At 32.3% G+C, this 21,998-nt stretch carries 21 protein-coding genes; 13 read left to right on the top strand and 8 right to left on the bottom strand.

What is annotated here, in order from left to right; translation table 11 throughout:
* Positions 1 to 9: 9 nt before the first annotated feature.
* The 10 genes from V7P59_RS01590 to V7P59_RS01635 all read left to right on the top strand — a co-directional run bounded on the left by V7P59_RS01590 (position 10) and on the right by V7P59_RS01635 (position 8,006).
* The gene (locus tag V7P59_RS01590) at positions 10 to 1,020 is read left to right on the top strand and encodes a sugar nucleotidyltransferase (RefSeq protein WP_333807998.1); all 1,011 of its coding nucleotides are present in this window, start codon (positions 10 to 12) and stop codon (positions 1,018 to 1,020) included.
* A complete protein-coding gene (locus V7P59_RS01595; RefSeq protein ID WP_333808000.1) occupies positions 1,021 to 2,388 on the top strand; it encodes a tetratricopeptide repeat protein in 1,368 nt (455 codons plus the stop codon). It begins immediately after the preceding gene.
* Positions 2,389 to 3,153, top strand: a complete 765-nt coding sequence (locus V7P59_RS01600) for a DUF4292 domain-containing protein (RefSeq protein ID WP_333808002.1) — start codon at positions 2,389 to 2,391, stop codon at positions 3,151 to 3,153.
* 46 nt (positions 3,154 to 3,199) lie between these two features.
* Entirely contained in the window at positions 3,200 to 4,432 is a 1,233-nt protein-coding gene (locus tag V7P59_RS01605; RefSeq protein WP_333808003.1) for a murein hydrolase activator EnvC family protein, read from the top strand.
* Between the two features lie 71 nt (positions 4,433 to 4,503).
* Positions 4,504 to 5,454: a 2-hydroxyacid dehydrogenase gene (locus V7P59_RS01610; RefSeq protein WP_333808005.1), complete on the top strand. Its 951-nt coding sequence runs from the start codon at positions 4,504 to 4,506 to the stop codon at positions 5,452 to 5,454.
* A 118-nt stretch (positions 5,455 to 5,572) separates the two neighbouring features.
* A complete protein-coding gene (locus V7P59_RS01615; protein WP_073581315.1) occupies positions 5,573 to 5,914 on the top strand; it encodes a TM2 domain-containing protein in 342 nt (113 codons plus the stop codon).
* Positions 5,915 to 5,916: 2 nt separating this feature from the next.
* The gene (locus V7P59_RS01620; protein WP_333808010.1) at positions 5,917 to 6,330 is read left to right on the top strand and encodes a DUF2752 domain-containing protein; all 414 of its coding nucleotides are present in this window, start codon (positions 5,917 to 5,919) and stop codon (positions 6,328 to 6,330) included.
* The gene (locus V7P59_RS01625) at positions 6,327 to 6,773 is read left to right on the top strand and encodes a hypothetical protein (protein WP_333808012.1); all 447 of its coding nucleotides are present in this window, start codon (positions 6,327 to 6,329) and stop codon (positions 6,771 to 6,773) included. The genes V7P59_RS01620 and V7P59_RS01625 overlap by 4 nt, the downstream gene beginning before the upstream one ends.
* Positions 6,757 to 7,554, top strand: coding sequence for a M48 family metallopeptidase (locus tag V7P59_RS01630; protein ID WP_333808014.1), 798 nt, complete (start codon positions 6,757 to 6,759; stop codon positions 7,552 to 7,554). Before V7P59_RS01625 ends, V7P59_RS01630 begins: the two co-directional genes overlap by 17 nt.
* An 8-nt stretch (positions 7,555 to 7,562) precedes the next feature.
* On the top strand, positions 7,563 to 8,006 hold the full coding sequence (locus tag V7P59_RS01635) for an RDD family protein (RefSeq protein WP_333808016.1): 444 nt from the start codon (positions 7,563 to 7,565) through the stop codon (positions 8,004 to 8,006).
* Positions 8,007 to 8,027: 21 nt separating this feature from the next.
* Here the strand turns inward: V7P59_RS01635 and V7P59_RS01640 are convergent, their stop codons facing one another.
* Positions 8,028 to 9,818, bottom strand: coding sequence for a lysophospholipid acyltransferase family protein (locus V7P59_RS01640; RefSeq protein WP_333808017.1), 1,791 nt, complete (start codon positions 9,816 to 9,818; stop codon positions 8,028 to 8,030).
* Between the two features lie 195 nt (positions 9,819 to 10,013).
* Here V7P59_RS01640 and V7P59_RS01645 point away from each other — a divergent pair, with 195 nt between their 5' ends.
* From V7P59_RS01645 to V7P59_RS01655, 3 genes are all read left to right on the top strand, one after another.
* A complete protein-coding gene (locus V7P59_RS01645; protein WP_333808018.1) occupies positions 10,014 to 10,775 on the top strand; it encodes an exodeoxyribonuclease III in 762 nt (253 codons plus the stop codon).
* A gap of 30 nt (positions 10,776 to 10,805) precedes the next feature.
* Positions 10,806 to 11,771 (top strand): OmpA/MotB family protein, encoded by a 966-nt coding sequence (locus V7P59_RS01650; RefSeq protein ID WP_333808020.1) that lies wholly within the window; start codon positions 10,806 to 10,808, stop codon positions 11,769 to 11,771.
* A 112-nt stretch (positions 11,772 to 11,883) separates the two neighbouring features.
* Positions 11,884 to 12,924 carry an aldo/keto reductase gene (locus V7P59_RS01655; protein WP_333808022.1) on the top strand — a complete coding sequence of 347 codons (1,041 nt, stop codon included), beginning with the start codon at positions 11,884 to 11,886 and terminating at the stop codon, positions 12,922 to 12,924.
* A gap of 16 nt (positions 12,925 to 12,940) precedes the next feature.
* Here V7P59_RS01655 and V7P59_RS01660 read toward each other — a convergent pair whose 3' ends face one another.
* The 7 genes from V7P59_RS01660 to serS form a co-directional block, all read right to left on the bottom strand.
* Positions 12,941 to 14,317: a PQQ-dependent sugar dehydrogenase gene (locus tag V7P59_RS01660; RefSeq protein WP_333808023.1), complete on the bottom strand. Its 1,377-nt coding sequence runs from the start codon at positions 14,315 to 14,317 to the stop codon at positions 12,941 to 12,943.
* A gap of 133 nt (positions 14,318 to 14,450) precedes the next feature.
* Entirely contained in the window at positions 14,451 to 16,061 is a 1,611-nt protein-coding gene (locus V7P59_RS01665) for a DUF4139 domain-containing protein (RefSeq protein ID WP_333808025.1), read from the bottom strand.
* A 67-nt stretch (positions 16,062 to 16,128) separates the two neighbouring features.
* On the bottom strand, positions 16,129 to 17,481 hold the full coding sequence (mgtE, locus tag V7P59_RS01670; RefSeq protein ID WP_333808027.1) for a magnesium transporter: 1,353 nt from the start codon (positions 17,479 to 17,481) through the stop codon (positions 16,129 to 16,131).
* Entirely contained in the window at positions 17,471 to 18,250 is a 780-nt protein-coding gene (rsmA, locus tag V7P59_RS01675; protein ID WP_333808029.1) for a 16S rRNA (adenine(1518)-N(6)/adenine(1519)-N(6))-dimethyltransferase RsmA, read from the bottom strand. The genes mgtE and rsmA overlap by 11 nt, the downstream gene beginning before the upstream one ends.
* Position 18,251: 1 nt before the next feature.
* A complete protein-coding gene (locus V7P59_RS01680; protein ID WP_333808031.1) occupies positions 18,252 to 18,578 on the bottom strand; it encodes a DUF4286 family protein in 327 nt (108 codons plus the stop codon).
* Positions 18,579 to 18,705: 127 nt separating this feature from the next.
* Positions 18,706 to 20,487, bottom strand: coding sequence for a tetratricopeptide repeat protein (locus tag V7P59_RS01685; RefSeq protein WP_333808033.1), 1,782 nt, complete (start codon positions 20,485 to 20,487; stop codon positions 18,706 to 18,708).
* A gap of 74 nt (positions 20,488 to 20,561) precedes the next feature.
* Positions 20,562 to 21,833, bottom strand: a complete 1,272-nt coding sequence (gene serS, locus V7P59_RS01690; RefSeq protein ID WP_333808035.1) for a serine--tRNA ligase — start codon at positions 21,831 to 21,833, stop codon at positions 20,562 to 20,564.
* Positions 21,834 to 21,998: the final 165 nt, after the last annotated feature.

Consider the following 21,998-nt stretch of genomic DNA (forward strand, 5'->3'; position numbering starts at 1 on the left):
GGGGCTAACATGAAAATAATCGTACCAATGGCAGGTCGTGGTTCACGCCTTCGCCCACATACTTTAACAGTTCCAAAACCATTAATTCCAGTAGCAGGAAAACCAATCGTTCATCGTTTAGTGGAAGATATTGCTGGCGTTTTAAATCAGAAAATAGATGAAGTTGCGTTTATTATTCATGAGAGTTTTGGTAAAAAAGTTGAAGAAGATTTAATTGCCATTGCTCAAAAGTTAGGCGCAAGAGGAACGATTTACTATCAAAATGAAGCATTAGGAACGGGTCATGCCATTATGTGTGCTAAAGATTCTTTATCAGGACCAGCGGTTATTGCGTATGCTGATACGTTAATTCGTGCTGATTTTGATTTAGATACTACTGCCGATAGCGTAATTTGGGTAAAACAAGTCGATCAGCCAGAAGCTTTTGGTGTAGTAAACTTAAATGAGAATGGAGAAATCATCGAATTGGTAGAAAAGCCAAAAGAATTCGTATCGGATTTAGCGGTTATTGGCATCTACTATTTCAAAGATATTGGGATTTTGAAAAATGAATTGCAATCGGTGTTAGATAACAACATTATTCATGGTGGCGAATACCAAATTAACGATGGTATTAAACAAATGATGGCAAAAGGCATGAAATTTGTACCAGGTCAAGTAGATGAATGGATGGATTGCGGAAATAAAAACGTTACTGTTGAAACAAACACAAGAATGTTAGGGTTTTTACATAAAGATGGAGAAAATTTAGTTTCTGCTGATGTAAAATTAGAAAACGCAACAATTATTCCTCCTTGTTCTATTGCTGAAGATGTGGTATTGATTAATGCAACTGTAGGACCAAATGTATCTTTAGGGAAAGGATGTCACGTAATAGATTCAACAATAAAAAATAGTTTGATTCAAACACACGCTCATATCAAAAATGCGAATTTAGATAACGCTATGATAGGAAACCATGTGAATTTTGATGGCAATTTTACAAGTATTAGTATCGGAGATTATTCGGTTTTAGAATAGATGATAAAGAAAAAACACATAGCTTTATTTACATTCCTGCTTTTCAGTTTTGGGAATCACTTGTTGGCGCAAGAAAATCCCGATGTGATTGCTTTGGTAGATGACCAATTAGAAAATAATTTTTATGAAGCCATGAAACAACGTGGTATAGAAAATTATGATAAAGCAATTGTGGCGATTCAAAAATGCATTGAAAAAGAACCAAAAAATGCGGCATTTCAATATGAATTAGGTAAAAATTACTTAAGTCTAAAAAATTATGTAGATGCTGAAAATGCCTTTAAAAAAGCTATCGAGTTAGACAACAAACAACGTTGGTATTGGAACGGATTGTACGATGTATATTATCAAACGAAAGATTACCAAAAATCAATTCCCATTGTTGAAAAATTAGTAGAATTTGATACTAATATGAATGATGATTTGGTGTCGCTATACATGAATACTAATCAACATGGTAAAGCTTTGGATTTATTAAAAAAAATGGAATCAAAGGCGAAGTTAACCAGCACTATGGAATACTACAAATTGAAGATTCAAGAATCAAATGCGTATTCTAAACCTCAAAAAGAACAATTAGAAGAAGCCATAAAAAAGAATCCAAAAGTAGAGCAAAATTATATCGACTTGATTGTTTTGTATACTAATTTTAATCAGGAAGACAAAGCGTTTGAAGTAGCAAAACAACTAGAAAAAGAAATCCCAAATTCAGATTGGGCACATGTAAGTTTAGTGAAATTTCATTTAAATAATAATGATGGAGAAAACGCTTCAAAATCGATGTTCAAAATAGTTGAGAATGATCGAATGGATTTAAAAATAAAGCATCGTGTTTTTAATGAATTCCTGATTTTTGCAGTAAAAAACCCAACCTATTTAAAAGATATAGATAAGGCCATTCCGTATTTTGATAACGATAAAGAAGTCAACGTAGCTAAAGAAGTAGCAAAATTTTTCTTGAAAAAGAACGATTTAGACAAAGCAGCATATTATTTTGAAAAAGGAATAAAAAAGAATCCAAATGATGTGGAAGCCATGGAATTGTATTTAGAAGTCTTGTTTCAAAAGCAAGAGTTTCAAATGCTAACCAAAAAAGCAGAAGATTATTTGGAGTCATTTCCAACTCAGGTTGGGTTTTATTTTTACGCAGGTTTAGGATATAATCAACTTAAAGAATATAAAAAAGCCAAAAATATTTTAGAAAACGGCTTGGATTTTGTAGTAGAGTTTAATCCTTCGGAAAACGGCACTTACAATAATCGTTTTAATATTAATTTTTACAAACAATTAATTATCAGTTGCGAAAATTTGAATGATAAGGCTAAAAAAGAAATGTATACCAACAAATTAAAGCAATTACAAAAATAAATGAAATCAATACTATCAGCCATTTTAATCGTTTTCTTAGTCGGATGTAAATCAAAACAAGCCGTGGCAACTGCTGCTGCAAATGAAAATACCGAAGTTTCAAAAGTAATCAAAGGTCATTATAAGAATCAACACGATTTTAAAACGCTAAGCATAAAAGCTAATGCTAAGTATGAAGATGCAAAACAATCACATTCTTTACATGCCGATATTCGTATTAAAAAAGATGAAATCATTTGGATAAATATTAAATTTATTGGAATTCCAATGGCAAAAGCTATGATAACTCCAACTAAAGTGAGTTATTATGAAAAGCCAAACAGTACTTACTTTGAAGGTGATTTCAGTTTGCTAAGTCAATGGTTAGGAACGGATTTAGATTTTAATAAAGTGCAAAATTTATTTCTAGGAAAAGCTATTGATGATTTAACAAAAGACCAATGGATTTCAGAAATAGTAGATAAAATGTTTAAATTATCGTTGCCTAATAATGGTGATGTTTCAAAAGAATTTTATTTTGAAGGCGCTAATTACTTATTGAAAAAAGAAACGATTGTTCAAGCAAGTAAAAACCGAAATTTAGAAATTCGTTATCCTTCATTTAAAGAAGAAAAAGGGATGTATTTGCCTAATGAAATTAAAATTAAAGCAGAACAAAAAGACAAGATTAAAATTGATATTGAGTATAAAAGCACAACATTTAACGAAAATTTGAGTTACCCTTATTCTATACCAAGCGGATATACCGCGGTTGAAATCAATTAATTTTTTATTTAAGTAAAAAAGTTACCTTTGTAAAAATCTATCTTGCATGAGTCAATTTATTAAAATCATATGCTTCTTTTTCATCACTACGTTATGTTTTGCACAACCTTCAGAAAAGCAAAAGCTAGAGGAACGTAAAGAACAAATTTTGAAAGAAATTTCAGAAAACAAAGCGCAATTGGAAAATGAAAAAAAGAAAGAGAAATCGGTTTTAACTCAAATTAGTCAGCAAAAGAATTTAATTGAATTAAGACAAAAATTACTAAATACCACTGCTAAGCAAACACGTATTTTAAGTGATGAAATCTATTTGACTCAGTTAGAAATGAACAAGTTAAATAGAGAATTAAAAGTACTTAAAGAAGACTACGAAAAAATGATTGTAAAATCATATAAAAGTAGAAATGAGCAAAGTAGAATCATGTTTATCCTTTCTTCTGAGAATTTTCTTCAAGCTTACAAGAGAATTCAATATATGAAGCAATATGCAGGATTCAGAAAAATGCAAGGGGAAGAAATCAAAGAAAAACAAAACAAATTAGCTCAAGCAGAAAAACGATTATCAGAAAGTAAAAAAGAAAAAGAGGTTGTAATTGCTCAAACTGAAAAAGAGAAACAAGAATTAGAAAAAGAGAAACAAGAACAAGAACGCCTTGTTAAACTAATTCAAAAAGACAAAAAGAAATTAGCTGCAGAAATTGATAAAAAACAAAAAGAAGCTAAAGATATTGATCGTAAAATCAAGAAAATAATTGCTGATGAAATTGCCGCAGCAAACAAAAGAAATGCTGAAAAAGCAGGAACTACAGCTCCAAAAGCAGGAACTACTGAAGCAACCAAATTTGTTTTAACTGCTGAAGGAAAAATAGAATCTAATAATTTTAAAGCAAACAAAGGTAAATTACCATGGCCTGTTGAAAAAGGATACATTTCTTTAGCTCATGGAGATCAACCACATCCAGTCCATAAAAATTTAACGATACATAATAGTGGTGTTGAAATTTCTACTGAACCAGGATCGTCAGCAAGAGCAGTTTTTAGCGGAGAAGTTTTACAAGTACAAGTAATTTCGGCTAATAATAAAGCAGTTTATATCCAACATGGAGATTTCATAACAGTATATTTGAATTTATCTTCGGTTAATGTTTCAAAAGGTCAAAAAGTGAGTATCAAACAAAATATTGGAAAAATTCATACCGATTCTTCTGGTAAAGCAGTTATCAAATTTTTGGTATTGCAAAACACTACCACTTTAAATCCAGAAGCTTGGTTAAATTAAAACACAATGAGGTCTCAATGGCCTCATTTTTTTTGAATCAATTTCGTACTTTTATATTTCAATAGAAAATCATGAATGTAGCCCACATTAAAATCCTTCATATCGATAGCAATCACCCACTTCTATGGAAACAATTAGAGCAAGCAGGTTTTCATAATGAAGCCGATTTTACTTCATCTAAACAAGAAGTAGAAGCCAAAATCGAAAACTATCATGGTATTGTCATTCGTAGCCGTTTTAAAATTGATAAAACGTTTTTAGATAAAGCTAGAAATTTACAATTCATTGCTCGTGTTGGAGCTGGTTTAGAAAGCATCGATTGTGATTATGCTATAGCGAAAGGAATTCATTTAATCGCAGCTCCAGAAGGAAATGCTAATGCCGTTGGCGAACATGCTATTGCGATGTTGTTATCACTTTTTAATAATTTGAATAAGGCTAATAGCGAAGTTAAATCAGGTCATTGGAAGCGAGAAGCCAATCGTGGACATGAATTAGAAGGCAAAACGGTCGGAATTATTGGTTATGGAAATATGGGGAAATCGTTCGCAAAAAAACTTCGAGGTTTCGATGTAACCGTTTTATGTCATGATATTTTACCGAATATGAGTGATGTTAATGCTACTCAAGTTTCATTATCAGAACTTCAAGAAAGAGCCGATGTTTTAAGTTTACATACACCTTGGACACCTGAAACCGATAAGATGATTAATGCAGCTTTTATAAATAAATTCAAAAAACCGTTTTGGTTCATAAATACAGCAAGAGGGAATTCCGTAGTAACTGTTGATTTGGTTCAAGCATTACAATCAGGCAAAATTTTAGGCGCCGGTTTAGATGTTTTGGAATATGAAAAATTATCTTTTGAAACCTTGTTTGAAGGCGATAAACCAGTAGCTTTTGAATATCTTTTAAACGCCGAAAATGTATTGTTAACGCCACATATTGCAGGTTGGACATTCGAAAGTCATCAAAAATTAGCACAGACCATAGTAGATAAGATTTGTAAGATTTATCAATAAAATTTGTAACTTTTAACTTGGTTGTCGACTAATAAAGAAAATATTTTTTATATTAGCATTTTATGGCGCATCCGAAAAGCCTTACGAGTAGGAGACAACTAAAACAAACAATTTTACAATGGAAGCACAAAAAGTAGACATGTTCATGATGACGAACGCCAAATTTTTCGAAGGTCATCAATTAAACGCAATCAGAGAACGTTTATTACAAATGGATGATGATAAATGGCCAATGGTACAAACTCTTCAATTCAAAGATCCAACAACTTCTTTATTAATTTCAATTTTTGCTGGAGCATATGGAATCGACCGTTTTTATATCGGTGATACTGGAATGGGAGTTGGTAAACTACTTACTTGTGGTGGTTTAGGAGTTTGGGCTATCGTGGATTGGTTTTTAATTCAAGGTGCTACCAAAGAGAAAAACATGGAGTTATTTAACAGAACTTTCATGTTCTAATAATGCATAAAAACAAGCTATATATTTTTATTTTATTCGCTTGTTTTGTAGGGTATAGTTGGTTGCTTTTTTCTTTGCAACACGAACACGAAATTCAAAATCAAGAATTTACCGTTTGTTTGTTCAAAAAAGTAACCACTGTTCCTTGTCCTTCTTGCGGAACTACACGTTCTGTAATGCAACTTTCACACGGAAATTTTCTTTCAGCAATTTTAATCAATCCTTTTGGTTTACTTGTTGGACTAATTATGATTATAGCTCCTATTTGGATTAGCTATGATTTCATTCAAAAAAAGGAAACTTTTTACATTGCTTATTTAAAAACAGAATCGATACTCAGAAAACGAAAAGTTGCTATTATACTTATCGTACTTGTAATAGCCAATTGGATTTGGAATATTAAAAAAAATCTATGATTACAACAGCAAAATTTTATTATCAACCTCACGAATCGGAATTAGAACGGGCATCGAATAGTTATTTGATGTCACTTGTAGCCGTAATAGGAGGTTTGCCATTACCAATTTTAAATTTATTGGCAAGTGTCTTCTTTTATTTAGGAAACAGAAAAAGTACGGCTTTTGTTAAATGGCATTGTACGCAAGCTTTGGTTTCTCAATTGGGATTATTTTTCTTTAATAGTGCTGGTTTTTGGTGGACAGTTTCCATCTTATTTTCTGATGAAATGGCTACTAATTATTATTTTGCCTACATTATTACGTTAGTGATTTTTAACTTAATTGAATTTTTCTCCACTTTAATTATCGCAACGAAAGTAAGAAAAGGACAACACACGGAATTCTTCTTTTTTGGAGATGTTACGAATTTAATTTGCAAAACAAATGAAGTTATTAAGTAAAGGATTAATCGTTGTAGCACTATTTTTTGGTGTTTGGATGTTATTATCGCAAATTGATTTTGTGAAACATTTTAAAGTAAAGGAAGCTAAAACAGGGACTGAAAAAAGTATTGGTGATATTATTTGGAATGAAATCGAATTAAGCGAAACTATCATTCTAGATGATTCGATTGTGAATACATTAGATTCTTTATTATTGCCAATTTGTAAGGAAAACAAAATCGAAAGAGACAGTTTAAAAGTACACATCATTGATAAAGATGAGGTAAATGCTTTTGCCATGCCCGATAATCATTTGGTGGTTTACACCGGTTTAATAAAAGCATGTAAAAACGAGCAAGCGTTATTAGGGGTTTTAGGTCACGAAATTGCTCATATTGAAGGGAATCATGTAATGAAAAAACTATCAAAAGAAATTGGGCTTTCGGTTTTATTATCGATTACAACGGGTTCAAATGGCACTGTAATAAGAGAAATTTTAAAAACGCTTTCATCATCAGCCTACGACCGAAGTTTAGAAACCGAAGCCGACATGCAAAGTGTAAAATATTTGCTTAACGCGAATATTGATCCAAGACCATTTGCTGACTTTCTTTACGAATTATCCGTTGACAATGAGTTACACAAATACACGTATTGGGTTTCTACTCACCCTGAATCAGAAGCAAGAGCCAAAACCATTTTGAATTACCTAAAAGGGAAGAAAATAAAATCGAAGCCAATTTTAACGAAAGAGGCTTGGGAAGATTTTAAAGAGAGGGTTGATAGTGTTGAATTGTAATTTTAGTTATGAATCAAGTATATAATAAAAAAAATATTGGAAAAAGATTTATTGCAGGATTGATAGATTACGTTCTTTTGTATGCTTTAATCTTTGCATACCTTTATTCTTTTGGAGAGCCTAATAATGAAGGAGGTTTCTCAGTTACTGGAATTGCAGCTATTGTTCCTTTTATTATGTGGTTTACAATTATTGTATTAACAGAAGTTTTTTTTGGGGCCACATTAGGAAATTCGATCATGAATTTGAAGCCGAAATCACTAAAATCCAATAATGGTGAATTAACTTTTGGTCAATCTATAACAAGACATCTATTTGATCCGATTGATATGTTTCCTTTTGGAATTATCGGGATTTTAACCATAAAAAATTCAGCTAATAATCAAAGGCTGGGAGACATCATTGCAAACACAACTGTTGTAGAATTAAAGAAACAAAATCAAAATATTTAATAAAAAAGGCTAATCAATCGATTAGCCTTTCTCTTTTCTTTCTAATTCCGCTTGAAATTCTTCCATAACGGGTTTCACGGTGCTTTCTGGTAAATCGGCAATTTTAATGTACATTAAGCCGTCTACCGAATTATTAAACAATGGGTCAACATTAAATGCTACAACTCTAGCGTTTTGTTTGATGTATTTTTTAATTAAAACCGGCAAACGTAAATTGCCTGGTTCTACTTCGTCAATTATTTTGTCAAATTTATTCAAATCGGCTTCCGTTTCATTGAAAACGAAATCTTTGTCGGCGTCTTTTAGTTTTACTTTGTATTCTTTTTTCGGGTGAACGTATTGCGCAATATACGGATCGTAATAGTGCGACTTCATAAATTCAATCATCAACGATTTTGAAAAATCCGAGAATTGATTACTAATACTTACACCACCAATTAAATATTTATGTTCAGGATAATGTAAAGTAGTGTGTACAATTCCTTTCCATAACAAGAATAAAGGCATTGGTTTTTGTTGATATTCTTTAATGATAAACGCTCTACCCATTTCGATAGATTTACTCATCATATCATACAATTCGGGTTCAAAACGGAACAATTCATGCAAATAGAAACCGTCAATTCCATGTTGTGGATAAATATGTGAACCTAATCCCATACGATAAGCACCAGCTATACATTGGGCTTCATCATCCCATAAAAACATATGGTGATAATATTTATCGTAATCATCAAGGTCTAACGATTCGTTTGTTCCTTCCCCAACTTCTCTAAAAGTGATTTCGCGTAAACGACCAATTTCATGTAAAATATTCGGGATTTTATCTGCTGTTACAAAGTAAACTTCATAATTTTTACTTTGCAATAAGCGATAATCACCTTTTTTCAAACAAGCCATTTCTTCTAAAATTTGCTCTTGATTGGCAGGCTTAGCAATTTGTTTAGGCGGTTTTGGAATCGTTAATTTTGGTAAATTAATTTTACTTTCGTCTTCAAAAGCATTCGAAAGCATATAGGTTTTCTTGCGTAAGAAATCACCATAGCTTTCAATATCTTGATATTCGTTTTGTTCGGCTACCGAAATGGGTTTTCCAATACGAACTTTAATTACGCGGTCTTTTTGGGTCAGTAATTCACTTGGTAATTTAGCTGTTCTAAGCGTATCATCAATCTTCGATAAGAAATAAAATAATTTACTATTCTTCGCATGAAAATAAATAGGAACAACAGGAACTTGCGCTTTACGTATGACTTTTATCGCGCCTTCTTCCCAAGGTTTATCAACAACTAATTTTCCGTCTTTATAAGTAGAAACTTCTCCAGCTGGAAACATTCCTAGCGGTTTTCCATCACTTAAATGACGTAAGGTTTCTTTAATTCCAACAACACTCGATTTAGCATCTTTATGATTTTCAAACGGATTTACCGGCATTATATAGGGCTTCATCGGTTCGATTCGATGCAGTAGAAAGTTGGCAATAATTTTGAAATTAGGTTCTCTTTCTAACATTAATTTCAATAGTAAAATACCATCAATTCCACCCAGTGGATGATTAGAAATCGTAATATATGGACCTTCTTTTGGTAAACGTTTTAAATCTTCTTCGGGGATTTCAAATTTGATTTGGAATTCATCTAAAATAGCATTTAAAAATTCCAATTCACTCAAATGTTTGTTTCTATCATAAATTTTGTTGAGCGTTGAAATCTTAAGTACTTTCATGAGTAACCAACCCGAGAAAGTCCCTAAAACTCCGTATTTATCAGCATTTATTGCCTTTGCAACTTCTTTAGCAGTAACTAAACCCATTCAGTATTGTTTTTTGAGCAAGAAACAAAGATAAGAATTTTGAGGAATTTTGAGCACTTTTCAACGGCTAATAAAAAAAGCTATTTTGTTATATTTTTTAGCAAGCTGATAGTTAGTGAATTAGAAAATCAATAAAATCAAACTTTTATTTTTACAAACCTTTTTAGTACATTTGGTCAAAAGCTACAAGAGTAAATGAAAATCATATCTTATAATGTAAACGGAATTCGCGCCGCCATTACCAAAGGTTTTTTAGAATGGTTGCAACAAGCGAATCCCGATGTAATTTGTCTTCAGGAAATTAAAGCAACCGAAGATCAAATCCCAAAATTAGAAATTGAAGCAGCGGGTTATCCTTATCAGTATTATTTTCCAGCAGAAAAAAAAGGATATAGTGGCGTAGCCGTTTTATCAAAAATACAACCTAAAAAAGTGGTTTTTGGAACAGGAATTCCGCACATGGATTTTGAAGGAAGAAATTTACGCTTGGACTTTGATGGGTTATCAGTGATGAGTTTATACCTTCCATCTGGCACAAATATTGATAGATTAGATCATAAATTCAAGTATATGGACGATTTTCAAAACTATATTAATGAGTTGAAAAAAGAAATCCCTAACTTGGTAATTTGTGGCGATTATAATATTTGTCACCAAGCAATCGATATTCATGATCCAATTAGAAACGCAAAAGTTTCAGGTTTTTTACCCGAAGAACGCGCTTGGTTAGATGGTTTTATGAAAAGCGGTTTTATAGATACGTTTCGCCATTTAAACAAAGAACCACACAATTATAGTTGGTGGAGTTATAGAGCCAATGCTCGAAATAATAACAAAGGTTGGAGAATCGATTATTGTTTGGCAGCCGAACCATTGAAAGATAAAATTCAAAGAGCTGTAATTTTGCCCGAAGCAAAACATTCCGATCATTGTCCAGTTTTAGTAGAAATTAAATAAGAATCAATTAATCAAAAAAATAGAAAAGTAATGATTAGAAAAATTGCCCTTGCTTGTGTAGTTTTAAGTTTAACTACCTCATGTGTTTCTAAAAAAATCTATCAAGATTTAGAAAACAAATATGCAGATTTAAAGAAAGAGCACAACGCTTTATCAGATGAAAATACGGCTTTAAAAACCGATAAAAATCAATTAGAAGCAGACAAAAATAAACTGCAAACCGAATTAGATAAAGTAAAAGCAGAACGCGATAAATTAGCGGCAGATTATGCGGCAACTAAAAAGAGTTTAGACAACTTAAAAGCTTCTTACGCAGCTCTAGAAAAAGATAGTAACGACGCATTAGAATCAAATATTAAGAAAAATAGAGAATTATTAGCACAATTAGAGGCTAAAGAAAAAGCGTTAGCTGCTGAACAAGATCGTTTAAATAAATTGAAGAAGGATTTAGAAGCTTCTTCTGGAAGATTAGCAGAATTAGAAAAAATGATTGCTGATAAAGATGCGGCAATGAAAAAACTAAAAGAAACGTTATCAAAATCGTTAAAAGCTTTTGAAGGTAAAGGTTTAACAGTTACAGAAAGAGACGGAAAAGTGTATGTTTCTATGGAAAACAAATTACTTTTCGAATCAGGAAGTTGGACTGTGGGTGCTGAAGGTAAAAAAGCAGTGGATTTAGTTGGGAAAGTTTTAGGAGATAATCCAGATATTTCTGTATTAATTGAAGGGCATACTGATAATGATAAAATCACTGGAACAATTGGCGGTGGAGTAGAAAATAACTGGGACTTATCAACAAAACGTGCAACTGCTATCGTAAACATTTTATCGGCGAATGCTAAAGTGAAAAAAGAAAATTTAACGGCAGCTGGTCGTGGAGAATATGCACCATTAATGAGCAACGAAACCGCAGAAGGGAAAGCTAAAAATAGAAGAATTGAAATCATCTTAACTCCTAAGTTAGATGAAATTTCTAAAATGTTGAATGAACTATAAAAGGTTTAAAAGTTTATAGTTTAAAAGTTTAAAAGTTCAGAGAATTTCTTTGAACTTTTTTCTTTTTAAGAAACTTTACTACTTTGTATCTTTGCTACTTTGAAATATAACAATGAACTATACAACACTACCTAATACCGAGCTAAAAGTCAGTAAAATATGTTTAGGGACGATGACTTTTGGTAATCAAAATACAGAAAGCGAATCGCATTCGCAATTGGATTATGCTATTGAAAAAGGAATCAATTTTATTGATACGGCTGAGATGTATCCAATTGGTGGCAATGCTCAAATCTTTGGAAGTACAGAACGTCACATTGGATCTTGGATTAAGAAAATTGGTGCTTCTGAACGTGAAAAATTGGTTTTAGCCACTAAAATTGCAGGACCAAATCGCGGAATGGAATACATTCGTCAGCCATTAGATTTTTCAAAGAAAAGTATTCATGAAGCGGTAGAGTTGAGTTTAAAAAATTTACAAACTGATTATATCGATTTATATCAAATGCATTGGCCAGAACGTGTTATGAACATGTTTCAAAAACGCGGTGTTCAGGAAATTGATACCAAATGGCAAGACAATATTTTTGATGTACTAACAGTTTATGATGGATTAATCAAAGAAGGAAAAATAAAACACATTGGGGTTTCAAATGAAAATCCGTGGGGTGTAATGCGTTTTTTAATGGAAAGCGAAAAACACGGTTTACCAAGAATTGCCACAATTCAAAATCCATTTTCATTGTTGAATCGTTTGTATGAAGTAGGTTTGTCTGAAATTGGAATGCGTGAAAATGTTGGTTTATTAGCATATTCTCCATTAGGTTTCGGATTTTTATCTGGAAAATATTTGAACGGATATCCAGAGAATTCTCGTATGAAATTGTTTCCAAATTTCGTTCGATATACCAATGAAAACTGCTTCAGAGCAACCAAATTATACAAAGAATTAGCGGAAGCCAACGGTTTGACCTTAACCCAAATGGCAATTGCTTTTGTACATCGTCAAAAATTTGTAACTTCAACGATTATTGGCGCTACCACTATGGAACAATTACAAGAAAACATTCAAGCTTTCGATACTGTTTTATCAAACGAAATTGTAGCTGAAATTGAGAAAATTCAAGAATTAATTCCAAATCCAGCGCCTTAAAAAGAAAGGAGTCCAATTATTCGATGACTAATTTTGTTGAGTAATTGGTTCCGTTTATGGTTTCGACAGAAACTAAGTAAATTCCTTTTGATAAGGAAGTAGTGGCAATTGTATTTTCAGGAGAGTTAATTAATTTTTTAGTAAAAAGCAATTTTCCTGTTAAGTCAAACACATCCAATTTTGTGGCTAAATTAGTTATCGAACTTTTTATAGTAAATAATTCTTTAGCAGGGTTTGGAAATAATGAAAAACCATTAGTTTCGAAATCAGAACTGCTTAAAGAAGAATCAATGATTTTGTAAATTGTTCCTGAGGTTATTCCGGCAATATATAATTCGCCATTTATATCTTCACCAAAAGTTACAAAGTTATTGCCTGCAAATGCAGTAGAAGTTGTAATGACTCCAGCGCTGTTAACCATTCTAATTTTATTGTCACAATAGTCTGTAAAGAAATAATTATTTTGAAAATTGGGATAAACGGAGCCTGTATAAACATAACCTCCAGTAACAGAACAAGCGCCACCCGAACGAGCATATTGAACAAACGGAAAAGTCATAGTGCTAGAAGAACCACAACCTGTAGTATTGTATGTAGAATTTCCTTCGTAACATCTCCAACCAAAATTAATTCCTGTGTTAGGCAGTGGATTTTCAATTTTATTAATTTCTTCTACTGCATTCTGACCCACATCAGCAATCCATAAATCACCATTCAATCTATTAAAGGAAAATTTCCAAGGATTTCTTAATCCTATTGCCCAAATTTCATCGTTGCCCGCACTACCAACATATGGATTTGTGGCGGGATTTGAATAATAAGGGGCAATGGCTGAATTAGCATCGATTCGTAACATTTTACCAAGATTATCATTGATATTTTGTGCTCTGTTTTCTGGGTCTCCACCACTTCCACCGTCGCCCATTCCTATATATAAATAACCATCTGAACCAAATTTTATGCTTCCACCATTATGATTTGAATAAGGTTGTGCAATTGTCATTAAAATGGTACCAGTAGTATTCGCAACATTTGGATTTCCCGAATCTACACTATATCTTGCAATTACTGTATTTCCAGCAATATTGGTATAATTTACAAAAAAATAACCATTTGTAGTATAATTGGGATGAAAAGCTAATCCTAATAATCCACGTTCTCCACCAGTAGATACAATGGAAGATAAATTTAAAAAAGGAGTAGTATTAACAGTGCCGTTTGTATTGAGAATTCTAATTAAACCGCCTTTTTGAACTACAAATAATCGGGAATCGCCTGCGTGAGTAATTTCAACAGGGCTGTCAAAACCAGTTGCAAAAGATTGTAAAGCTATGGTTTGAGATTGCCCAAAGAACGACAGCAAAATGAAATTGAAAAGAAGTGTTGTTTTCATAATAGTAGATTTGAGCTCTTAAAATTAAGGAAAAATTATTAAACTAATTCATTTTCAATGTTTTAGTTTTGTTAAAAAATGAAGCGCAAAGAATTTTAAATTCCTTGCGCTTCATTTTTATTATGGGTAATGATTACAAATTATCTATAAACTTATCCTTAGGATATTTTATTTTATAACTAATTCTAAATTTCTTAGTTTCTCCCGCACCTAATTTTACATCCCAAGTTAGAATTCCCGTTTCAGCATTTGCTTTAGCTTTTCCATTTTCTAATAATTCGATAGTTATTTCTTTGTCAGTGCTAATTGGATATTGATCTTTTAACAACATTTCTATAGCTTCTTTTTTGTTGTTTTTTACAGTGATATCGTAAGTAAATGTTTGTTCTTTATAACCTGACAAGAATTTAGTTCCTGATTTATCTGCGATTTTTTCACGTTTAATGGCAATTTTTTTATCTCTTCCCATGCTCAAATTCAAAGTATCCGAAGTCTGATTTGGGTTAATCATTGTTTTTCCTACATACATTCCTTCGAAAATAATATTTGCTTCACCAGGTAATAAATTGAATTTAGAATATTCGCTAATTTCGGCAAGCAAAAAGGCTTCTTTTTCTGCTTTTGGAACAGCGTAATATTTGTAAGTTGCTGGTAATTTCAAATCTTTTAGGGCAACACTATGCGCTTTTCCATTCGATAAAATGTCATACGGAATGTCGATATCGAAAGAAATGTTTAGTTGGTTTTCGTTTATGGTTGTATAATTTGAAATTGAGGATTCATCGTATTCTGCTTTATCTTTTTTATAAGCTACGCCTGAAACTTGACCTTGAAGTGAATTATAAACAGCATTACTATTATTGTAAACTCTTGGATATCCAAATCGTAAAAACCAAGCTTGTAAAATTGGAGCCGTATTGTTTTGATTTGGATTACCGCTTGATAGGGTTAGTTTTACTTTTTTCCAATCAATTCCTGTATTTTGTACCACTTTTGCTTTGTACATTAAGTTCATTGGCGAGTTGATGTTGTCAGCACGTAAATCATAAAACGGAGACCATGAAGCATTGTTAGTAAGATAATTGATGTCAAGATTTACAGAATTTGCTATATCGGTCATAACTTGCAATACCAATTTTCCTTGTGAAGCTTTTTCCTGTTTTTGTGAATTCAATTCTAATTTTGAATTCAGTTTAGCCAACTTATCCTTTAGTTTGTTTTCTTTTTCATAAAGTATATCAACTAAATTACTCAATTCGTTTCTTTTTGCTCTGTAATAATCTACAAGTTTCATCAATTCGGTCACATTTAAACCCGAATTTTGTCCTGCAACGGTTTGATTTTTATCTAATAAATCAATGGTTTTAGAATATGAGACTTTTTCATTGGCAATTTTTCCCATTTCTCTTTGAATGATTACGATGCTATCACGAACTCTTTTTATCATAGGATTGCTTTCGTCAATTTCATATTCCGAAATAAAATTTCTGGTAAATTGAACTGATAAAATGGTAACATTTGCGGGAGCACCAATTTGAATGGTGTTTTCGTGTACATAATCCGCTACGTTTTTTATCACAATTTCGCTAGTTCCTGCAGGAAGCGTAACGGTTGCCGATTGTAATAGTTCAGCCGAATTGCTATAAACGGTTGCGCTTTTAATTTTAGCTGTTGTAAAAATTGGTTTTTGAGCAAATACGATTGCCGAAAAACAACATAATGCAAATACAAGTATTTTTTTCATCTCTATAAACTTTAGTGTTTTTAGTATAGAGTGAAATAAACAGGAAAAGGTTGGGAAAGAAATGAAATTAAAATCCTAAAATAAGTTTAGCAATTGTAAAATAGATTAAAATTCCAAAAATATCATTACTTGTAGTAATAAACGGACCTGTTGCTAAAGCTGGATCTATTCCGTATTTGTTTAAAGTAATGGGAACAAAAGTGCCAATCATTGAAGCAATGATTATTACTGTAATTAAAGCTACAGAAACGGTAACACCAATAATATAATCAACACCAATGATAAAGTGACTTCCAAGCATTAAAATGGCGGCTAAAATTAATCCGTTTAGTAAACTCAAGCGCAATTCTTTAAACAAACGAAACCAAATAGTTCCACTTAAGGTATTATTTGCTAAACCTTGTACAATAATTGCCGATGATTGAACCCCAACATTTCCAGCCATTGCGGCAATTAATGGAGTAAAAAAGAATAAAATACCATAATTTTCCATGGCGCCTTCAAATTGTCGCGACACTTTTACTGCAATGAAACTACCCAATAAGGCTAAAACCAACCATGGCAAACGTGCTTTAGTTAATTCTAAAAGGCTATCATCTGCTTCAACGTCTTGTGAGATACCTGCTGCTAACTGGTAATCTTTGTCAGCTTCATCTTTAATTACGTCGATAATATCGTCAATGGTGATTCGCCCTACTAATCTTCCTAATTCATCTACAACAGGAATGGCTTCCAAGTCATACTTTTGCATGATACGGGCTACTTCAACATCTTTTGTGTCAACTTTAACGTAATCTACTTTTTTGATGTAAACTTCGCTAATAGGTGTTTTTGTTGAGGTTGTTAACAAGTCTTTTAATGACAATCTTCCTTTTAAGCGCTCTTCGTCATCAACAACATATATAGAATGCACTCTAGTAACGTTTTCCGCTTGAGCACGCATTTCTTTTACACAGGTTAAAACGTTCCAATTTTCGTTAACTTTTACTAACTCTTTCCCCATCAAACCACCGGCTGTGTCTTCGTCGTAACGTAATAAGTCAACAATGTCTTTAGCGTGTTCAACGTCTTCTAGTTCCGAAATTACTTGTTCTTTTTTGTATTGTGGTAATTCGGCAATAATATCGGCAGCGTCATCTGTACTTAATTCGTCAAGTTCTTCCGCAATTTCTTTTGGAGATAAATTGCGTAAGATTTTTTCACGAACTTCTTCATCTAATTCCAGAAGAATTTCGGCTGTTTTTTCAGAATCTAAGGTGTTAAAAATGTAAGAAGCGCCGTAATCATCGAGTTCTTCCATGATTTCGGCAATATCAGCAAAGTGAATGTCTTCAAGAAGCAAAAGTAATTCTTGCGACTTGTTTTCGCTTATAAGTTGTTCTATTTCAGTTAGAAACTCTCTGCTGATTTTAAACTCCATCGGCTGCTATTTTTTGGGTGATTTCAATAAATTGTTCTACCGAAAGTTGCTCCGGACGCAGGTCAAAGATACTATCTTCTTTTAAATTATCAGAGAAATTGAATGATTTTAAGCTATTTCGTAATGTTTTTCTTCTTTGATTAAAAGCTGTTTTTACCACATTGAAGAATAATTTTTCATCACATGGCAAAGAATAATCTGCTTTTCTTCGTAAACGCATTACACCCGAATCTACTTTTGGTGGCGGATTAAAAACGTTTGGTGGAACGGTAAATAAATATTCAGCTTCGTAAAAAGCTTGGGCTAAAACGGAAAGAATTCCATAGGTTTTGCTGCCTTTTTTCTCGCAAATTCTTTCGGCAACTTCTTTTTGAAACATCCCAGCAAATTCTGGAATTTGATCGCGCATTTCTAGAGTTTTGAAAACAATTTGAGTAGAAATATTGTATGGAAAATTTCCAATGATAGCAAAAGGTTCGCCATTGAAAACTTCGTTTAGATTGTATTTTAAAAAGTCTTTCGAAATGATATGATTTTCCAATTTTGGATAATGAACGCCCAAATATTCCACCGATTCTTTATCGATTTCAATTACAAAGGTTTCGGTAGGTTTGTCTAATAAATATTTGGTTAAAACACCCATTCCTGGACCAATTTCCAAAATTTTAGAATAGCCTTCTAGCGAAAGCGTATCAGCAATATCTTTTGCGATGCTTTCATCTTTTAGGAAATGTTGTCCTAAGTGTTTTTTTGCGGTTACTTTTTCCATTTTAATTCGTTTCTCCGTAGAATTCTTCCATAACTTCTAACTCCGTTCTAAAAGCTAACATTTTATCCGCAAAAAGTTCTAACCCTTCTTGGCGTAATCTTGGAGCGTGATTTTTATAATAATCTTCTAATTTGGCTCTAGAATCGGTAAAATATTGAACGGCATAGGTTGTTCCTCCCATTTCTTCTTCTACTAAAACCTTCACCATTTTAGCATTGGTAAACAAACCAGTTGCTAAAACATCGTTAATATGTTTGTGTTGCATCCACTTTAACCAAGCGGAATGAATGCTTTCGTCTACGTTTATGGTTACGTTGTATATAATCATTTTTAATAAATTTCAAGTTCAAGTACAATTTCAAAAATCAATTTTGGAACACAGATTTAAAAAAATTGGAATAATTAAAAAAATTTTCTTGTGCCTTGTACTTTCTCTAAGTACTTTGTGGTTAATCTTAAATCGTTGAATCACCACGCAACGTTCTGTATTGCTTTCTGCTTTCGGTGTAATACAGACTATCGGGATGTTCTAAAACTACTTTTTCGTATAATGCTTTTGCTTTTTCGTTGTCTAAAAGATGTTTTCTATAAATCTCTGCCGAAAAGTATAAGGCTTCATCTTTGTAAATTCCGTCTTTATGGTTGTCTAAAATATTTTGATAATAGGTTAAGGCTTTGTTGAAATCACCTTTCTCTTCATAAATTTTACCAACTTTGAACAAGGTTCCTTCTTCGATGCTTTCGCCTTTGTGTTTTTGTAAGATGGCCAAAAAGAGTTGAAGTGCTTCTTCTTTTTTATTCTGATATAATTTCAAATCCGCAGTTGCATAGGATTGAAGTGCTACTCGTAAACTGTCTTCGGCAGAATTGTCTTGAATCAGTAAAAACATTTCAATCGCATCATTAGCAATTAATAAACTTGGAGATTGTTTCAATACTTTTACTTGTTGCAACGTCCAATCGAAATCTTTTTTATAGAAGTTAGCTTTGGCTAATTTTAAACTAGCTTCATGAGCTAAAACATCGTTTTTCAAATTGTCTTCCACTTGAGCGTAATATAAAATGGCTTGATTGAATTTTTCATCATACACCATAATATCGGCCAATTCCATCTTCACTTTAGCTTGTTCTCTTATGTTCAGGGGAAGTTTTAAAGTATTTTGCAACAATTCAATTCCTAATTTTGATTGATTCAGATAAAAGGTATTAAAATGTGCTGAAAGAATTTGCAAGTCTAATGAATACGGACTTATACCATATTTTTTTAATAATTCCTGAAGTTTCAAATCGATAGCAGGATAGTCTTTTGAAGTCGCTGATGCCATTTCCATCGAAAGTAAATAATGATGAGCTTTCATTTGTAATTCCACATCTTGCGTGTTTTCTAACACAAAAGTCAGAATCGATGTAGCATCTTCAAATTGTTTTTCTTCCATTGCCATGTTCCCCAAAGAGATAATGTTATAAAAACTATTAGGATTTCTTTTATAAACTGCTTTCTCTTGGATAAATGCTTTTCCGTATTCTTTTTGTTGAACGAAAAACCAACTCAAAAATTGATTCCAATATACATCTTGCGATTTTTGTGTTCTAAGCAATAAGTTTTTTCGAATTGTAGAAGCGAAAGAACCATCGGTATCATCCATTAAAAAACGAGTCAATTGATTTTGAACCATTGGAGTTCCATCAGGAGTGTTGAACCCGTAATCTAACAATTTGTTTAGCATGATTTCTAAATTACCTAATTGCCCTTGAATCATGGCGGTTTGATAATCGAAATTTAGATTAGGGTTCTTTTTTTGTGCAGTTTCATAGGCTTTTAATGCCCAAGTTAACAACACTTTTTTCTCAAATGCATTTGCTATTTGATAAGAGTAATTTGGTTCTTTTTCAATTTCTTGAATGGCTAATTCGTAATTTTTATCTGCTTTATCAGTGTTTTTTTGAAGTTGGTAGTTATAACCTAATTCAACAAATAAAATGGGCTGGTTGTATTTTTCTTTTCGTTTTGTAATGGCATTTTCAGCTTTATCATACTGTTGCAATTGCTGGTAACATTCCACTACTTTTTGAAAGAAGAAATAATTGGAAGGTTGTTTGGTCGAAATTTCCTCAAATAAAGTTAGTGCTTTTTGAAATTCGCCTTTATCAAAATAGTCCAAAGCCAATTGCTCATTCTGTGCCGAAACCCAAAACGAGGATAAAAAGAGAATAAAAAAAACTATTTTTCGCAACATAAATAAAACAAATAATGTACTAAAGTAACACTTTTTAGCGTCAAATTAGTACATTATTTTATAAAGATTAACGTTTAGTTAATAATATCAAATCCAGTATATTTTCTCAAAACTTCAGGAACTACGATACCTTCTGGCGTTTGATAGTTTTCTAAAATTCCAGCTAATACTCTTGGTAACGCCAATGAACTTCCGTTTAAGGTGTGAGCCAATTGGTTTTTACCTTCTTTGTCTTTGAAACGTAATTTTAAACGATTTGCTTGGAATGTTTCAAAATTAGAAACCGAACTAATTTCTAACCAACGCTCTTGCGCAGTTGAATACACTTCAAAATCATACGTTAAAGCCGAAGCAAAACTCATATCTCCTCCACATAATCTCAGGATTCTGTATGGTAATTTCAATTCTTGTAAAATTCCTTTTACGTGTTCTACCATTCCGTCTAATGCTTCGTAAGATTTATCTGGATGTTCAATGCGAACAATTTCTACTTTTTCAAATTGGTGTAAACGATTTAAACCACGAACGTGAGCACCATATGAACCTGCTTCACGACGGAAACATGGTGTGTATCCTGTACAAAGAATCGGTAAATCATTTTCATTTAACAACACATCTCTAAAGATATTGGTTACAGGGACTTCGGCGGTGGGGATTAAATATAAATCATCAACACCTACGTGATACATTTGCCCTTCTTTATCCGGTAATTGCCCTGTTCCAAAACCAGAAGCTTCATTTACTAAATGTGGTACTTGGTATTCTTGATAACCGGCATCGGTATTTTTATCTAAGAAATACGTGATTAATGCACGTTGTAATTTGGCTCCTTTTCCTTTGTAAACAGGAAAACCTGCTCCGGTGATTTTAACACCTAATTCAAAATCAATTAAATCGTATTTTTTTGCTAATTCCCAGTGAGGCAAAGCGCCATCAAACAATTGAGGGATTTCGCCTTCTTGATAAACGTTCAAATTGTCATCTGCTGTTTTTCCTTCTGGAACGATATCAGCTGGTAAATTAGGTAGTTTGTATAATTCTTCTTGTAATTGAGTAGCGAATGTATTCAAAACTTCAGTCAATTCTTTGTCTTTTTCACGAAGTTGAACAGATTTCTCTTTTAAGATTTCGGCTTTTGCTTTTTCGCCACTTTTCATTAAATCCCCAATATCTTTGGATAGCTTATTCGACTCGGATTTGATAGTATCTAATTCCACTTGAGTTGCTCTTCTTTTTTCGTCTAGTGCAATAACTTCTTCGATGGCACTTTTAGCATCTAAGTTTTTCTTAGCTAATCGTTTTATTACTTCGTCTTTGTTTTCTCTAATGTACGCTATTTGTAACATAATATATAGGATTTTAAGGATGCAAATTTAAGGAATTGAATTTAGATAATTAATAAAAAATATGAATCACAAAACCTTTTTACGAATTGAGCAAATTCTCATAAAAATTAATAGTAAAATAAAGATATTATTGTATATTCGCTTAATTTTTATGTAAATTCTCAA

This window comes from Flavobacterium sp. (assembly GCF_036782315.1).
In the GTDB taxonomy this organism is placed as follows: domain Bacteria; phylum Bacteroidota; class Bacteroidia; order Flavobacteriales; family Flavobacteriaceae; genus Flavobacterium.

Excerpts from the sequence above, each read along its gene's own strand:
- rsmA (WP_333808029.1), bottom strand. The coding sequence starts at position 18,250 with ATGGAAAAAGTAACCGCAAAAAAACACTTAGGACAACATTTCCTAAAA.
- V7P59_RS01680 (WP_333808031.1), bottom strand. The coding sequence starts at position 18,578 with ATGATTATATACAACGTAACCATAAACGTAGACGAAAGCATTCATTCC.
- V7P59_RS01640 (WP_333808017.1), bottom strand. The coding sequence starts at position 9,818 with ATGGGTTTAGTTACTGCTAAAGAAGTTGCAAAGGCAATAAATGCTGAT.
- V7P59_RS01655 (WP_333808022.1), top strand. The coding sequence starts at position 11,884 with ATGAACTATACAACACTACCTAATACCGAGCTAAAAGTCAGTAAAATA.
- V7P59_RS01645 (WP_333808018.1), top strand. The coding sequence starts at position 10,014 with ATGAAAATCATATCTTATAATGTAAACGGAATTCGCGCCGCCATTACC.
- V7P59_RS01595 (WP_333808000.1), top strand. The coding sequence starts at position 1,021 with ATGATAAAGAAAAAACACATAGCTTTATTTACATTCCTGCTTTTCAGT.
- V7P59_RS01660 (WP_333808023.1), bottom strand. The coding sequence starts at position 14,317 with ATGAAAACAACACTTCTTTTCAATTTCATTTTGCTGTCGTTCTTTGGG.
- V7P59_RS01665 (WP_333808025.1), bottom strand. The coding sequence starts at position 16,061 with ATGAAAAAAATACTTGTATTTGCATTATGTTGTTTTTCGGCAATCGTA.
- V7P59_RS01605 (WP_333808003.1), top strand. The coding sequence starts at position 3,200 with ATGAGTCAATTTATTAAAATCATATGCTTCTTTTTCATCACTACGTTA.
- V7P59_RS01615 (WP_073581315.1), top strand. The coding sequence starts at position 5,573 with ATGGAAGCACAAAAAGTAGACATGTTCATGATGACGAACGCCAAATTT.
- V7P59_RS01590 (WP_333807998.1), top strand. The coding sequence starts at position 10 with ATGAAAATAATCGTACCAATGGCAGGTCGTGGTTCACGCCTTCGCCCA.
- mgtE (WP_333808027.1), bottom strand. The coding sequence starts at position 17,481 with ATGGAGTTTAAAATCAGCAGAGAGTTTCTAACTGAAATAGAACAACTT.
- V7P59_RS01610 (WP_333808005.1), top strand. The coding sequence starts at position 4,504 with ATGAATGTAGCCCACATTAAAATCCTTCATATCGATAGCAATCACCCA.
- V7P59_RS01600 (WP_333808002.1), top strand. The coding sequence starts at position 2,389 with ATGAAATCAATACTATCAGCCATTTTAATCGTTTTCTTAGTCGGATGT.
- V7P59_RS01685 (WP_333808033.1), bottom strand. The coding sequence starts at position 20,487 with ATGTTGCGAAAAATAGTTTTTTTTATTCTCTTTTTATCCTCGTTTTGG.
- V7P59_RS01625 (WP_333808012.1), top strand. The coding sequence starts at position 6,327 with ATGATTACAACAGCAAAATTTTATTATCAACCTCACGAATCGGAATTA.
- V7P59_RS01620 (WP_333808010.1), top strand. The coding sequence starts at position 5,917 with ATGCATAAAAACAAGCTATATATTTTTATTTTATTCGCTTGTTTTGTA.
- V7P59_RS01650 (WP_333808020.1), top strand. The coding sequence starts at position 10,806 with ATGATTAGAAAAATTGCCCTTGCTTGTGTAGTTTTAAGTTTAACTACC.
- V7P59_RS01630 (WP_333808014.1), top strand. The coding sequence starts at position 6,757 with ATGAAGTTATTAAGTAAAGGATTAATCGTTGTAGCACTATTTTTTGGT.
- serS (WP_333808035.1), bottom strand. The coding sequence starts at position 21,833 with ATGTTACAAATAGCGTACATTAGAGAAAACAAAGACGAAGTAATAAAA.
- V7P59_RS01635 (WP_333808016.1), top strand. The coding sequence starts at position 7,563 with ATGAATCAAGTATATAATAAAAAAAATATTGGAAAAAGATTTATTGCA.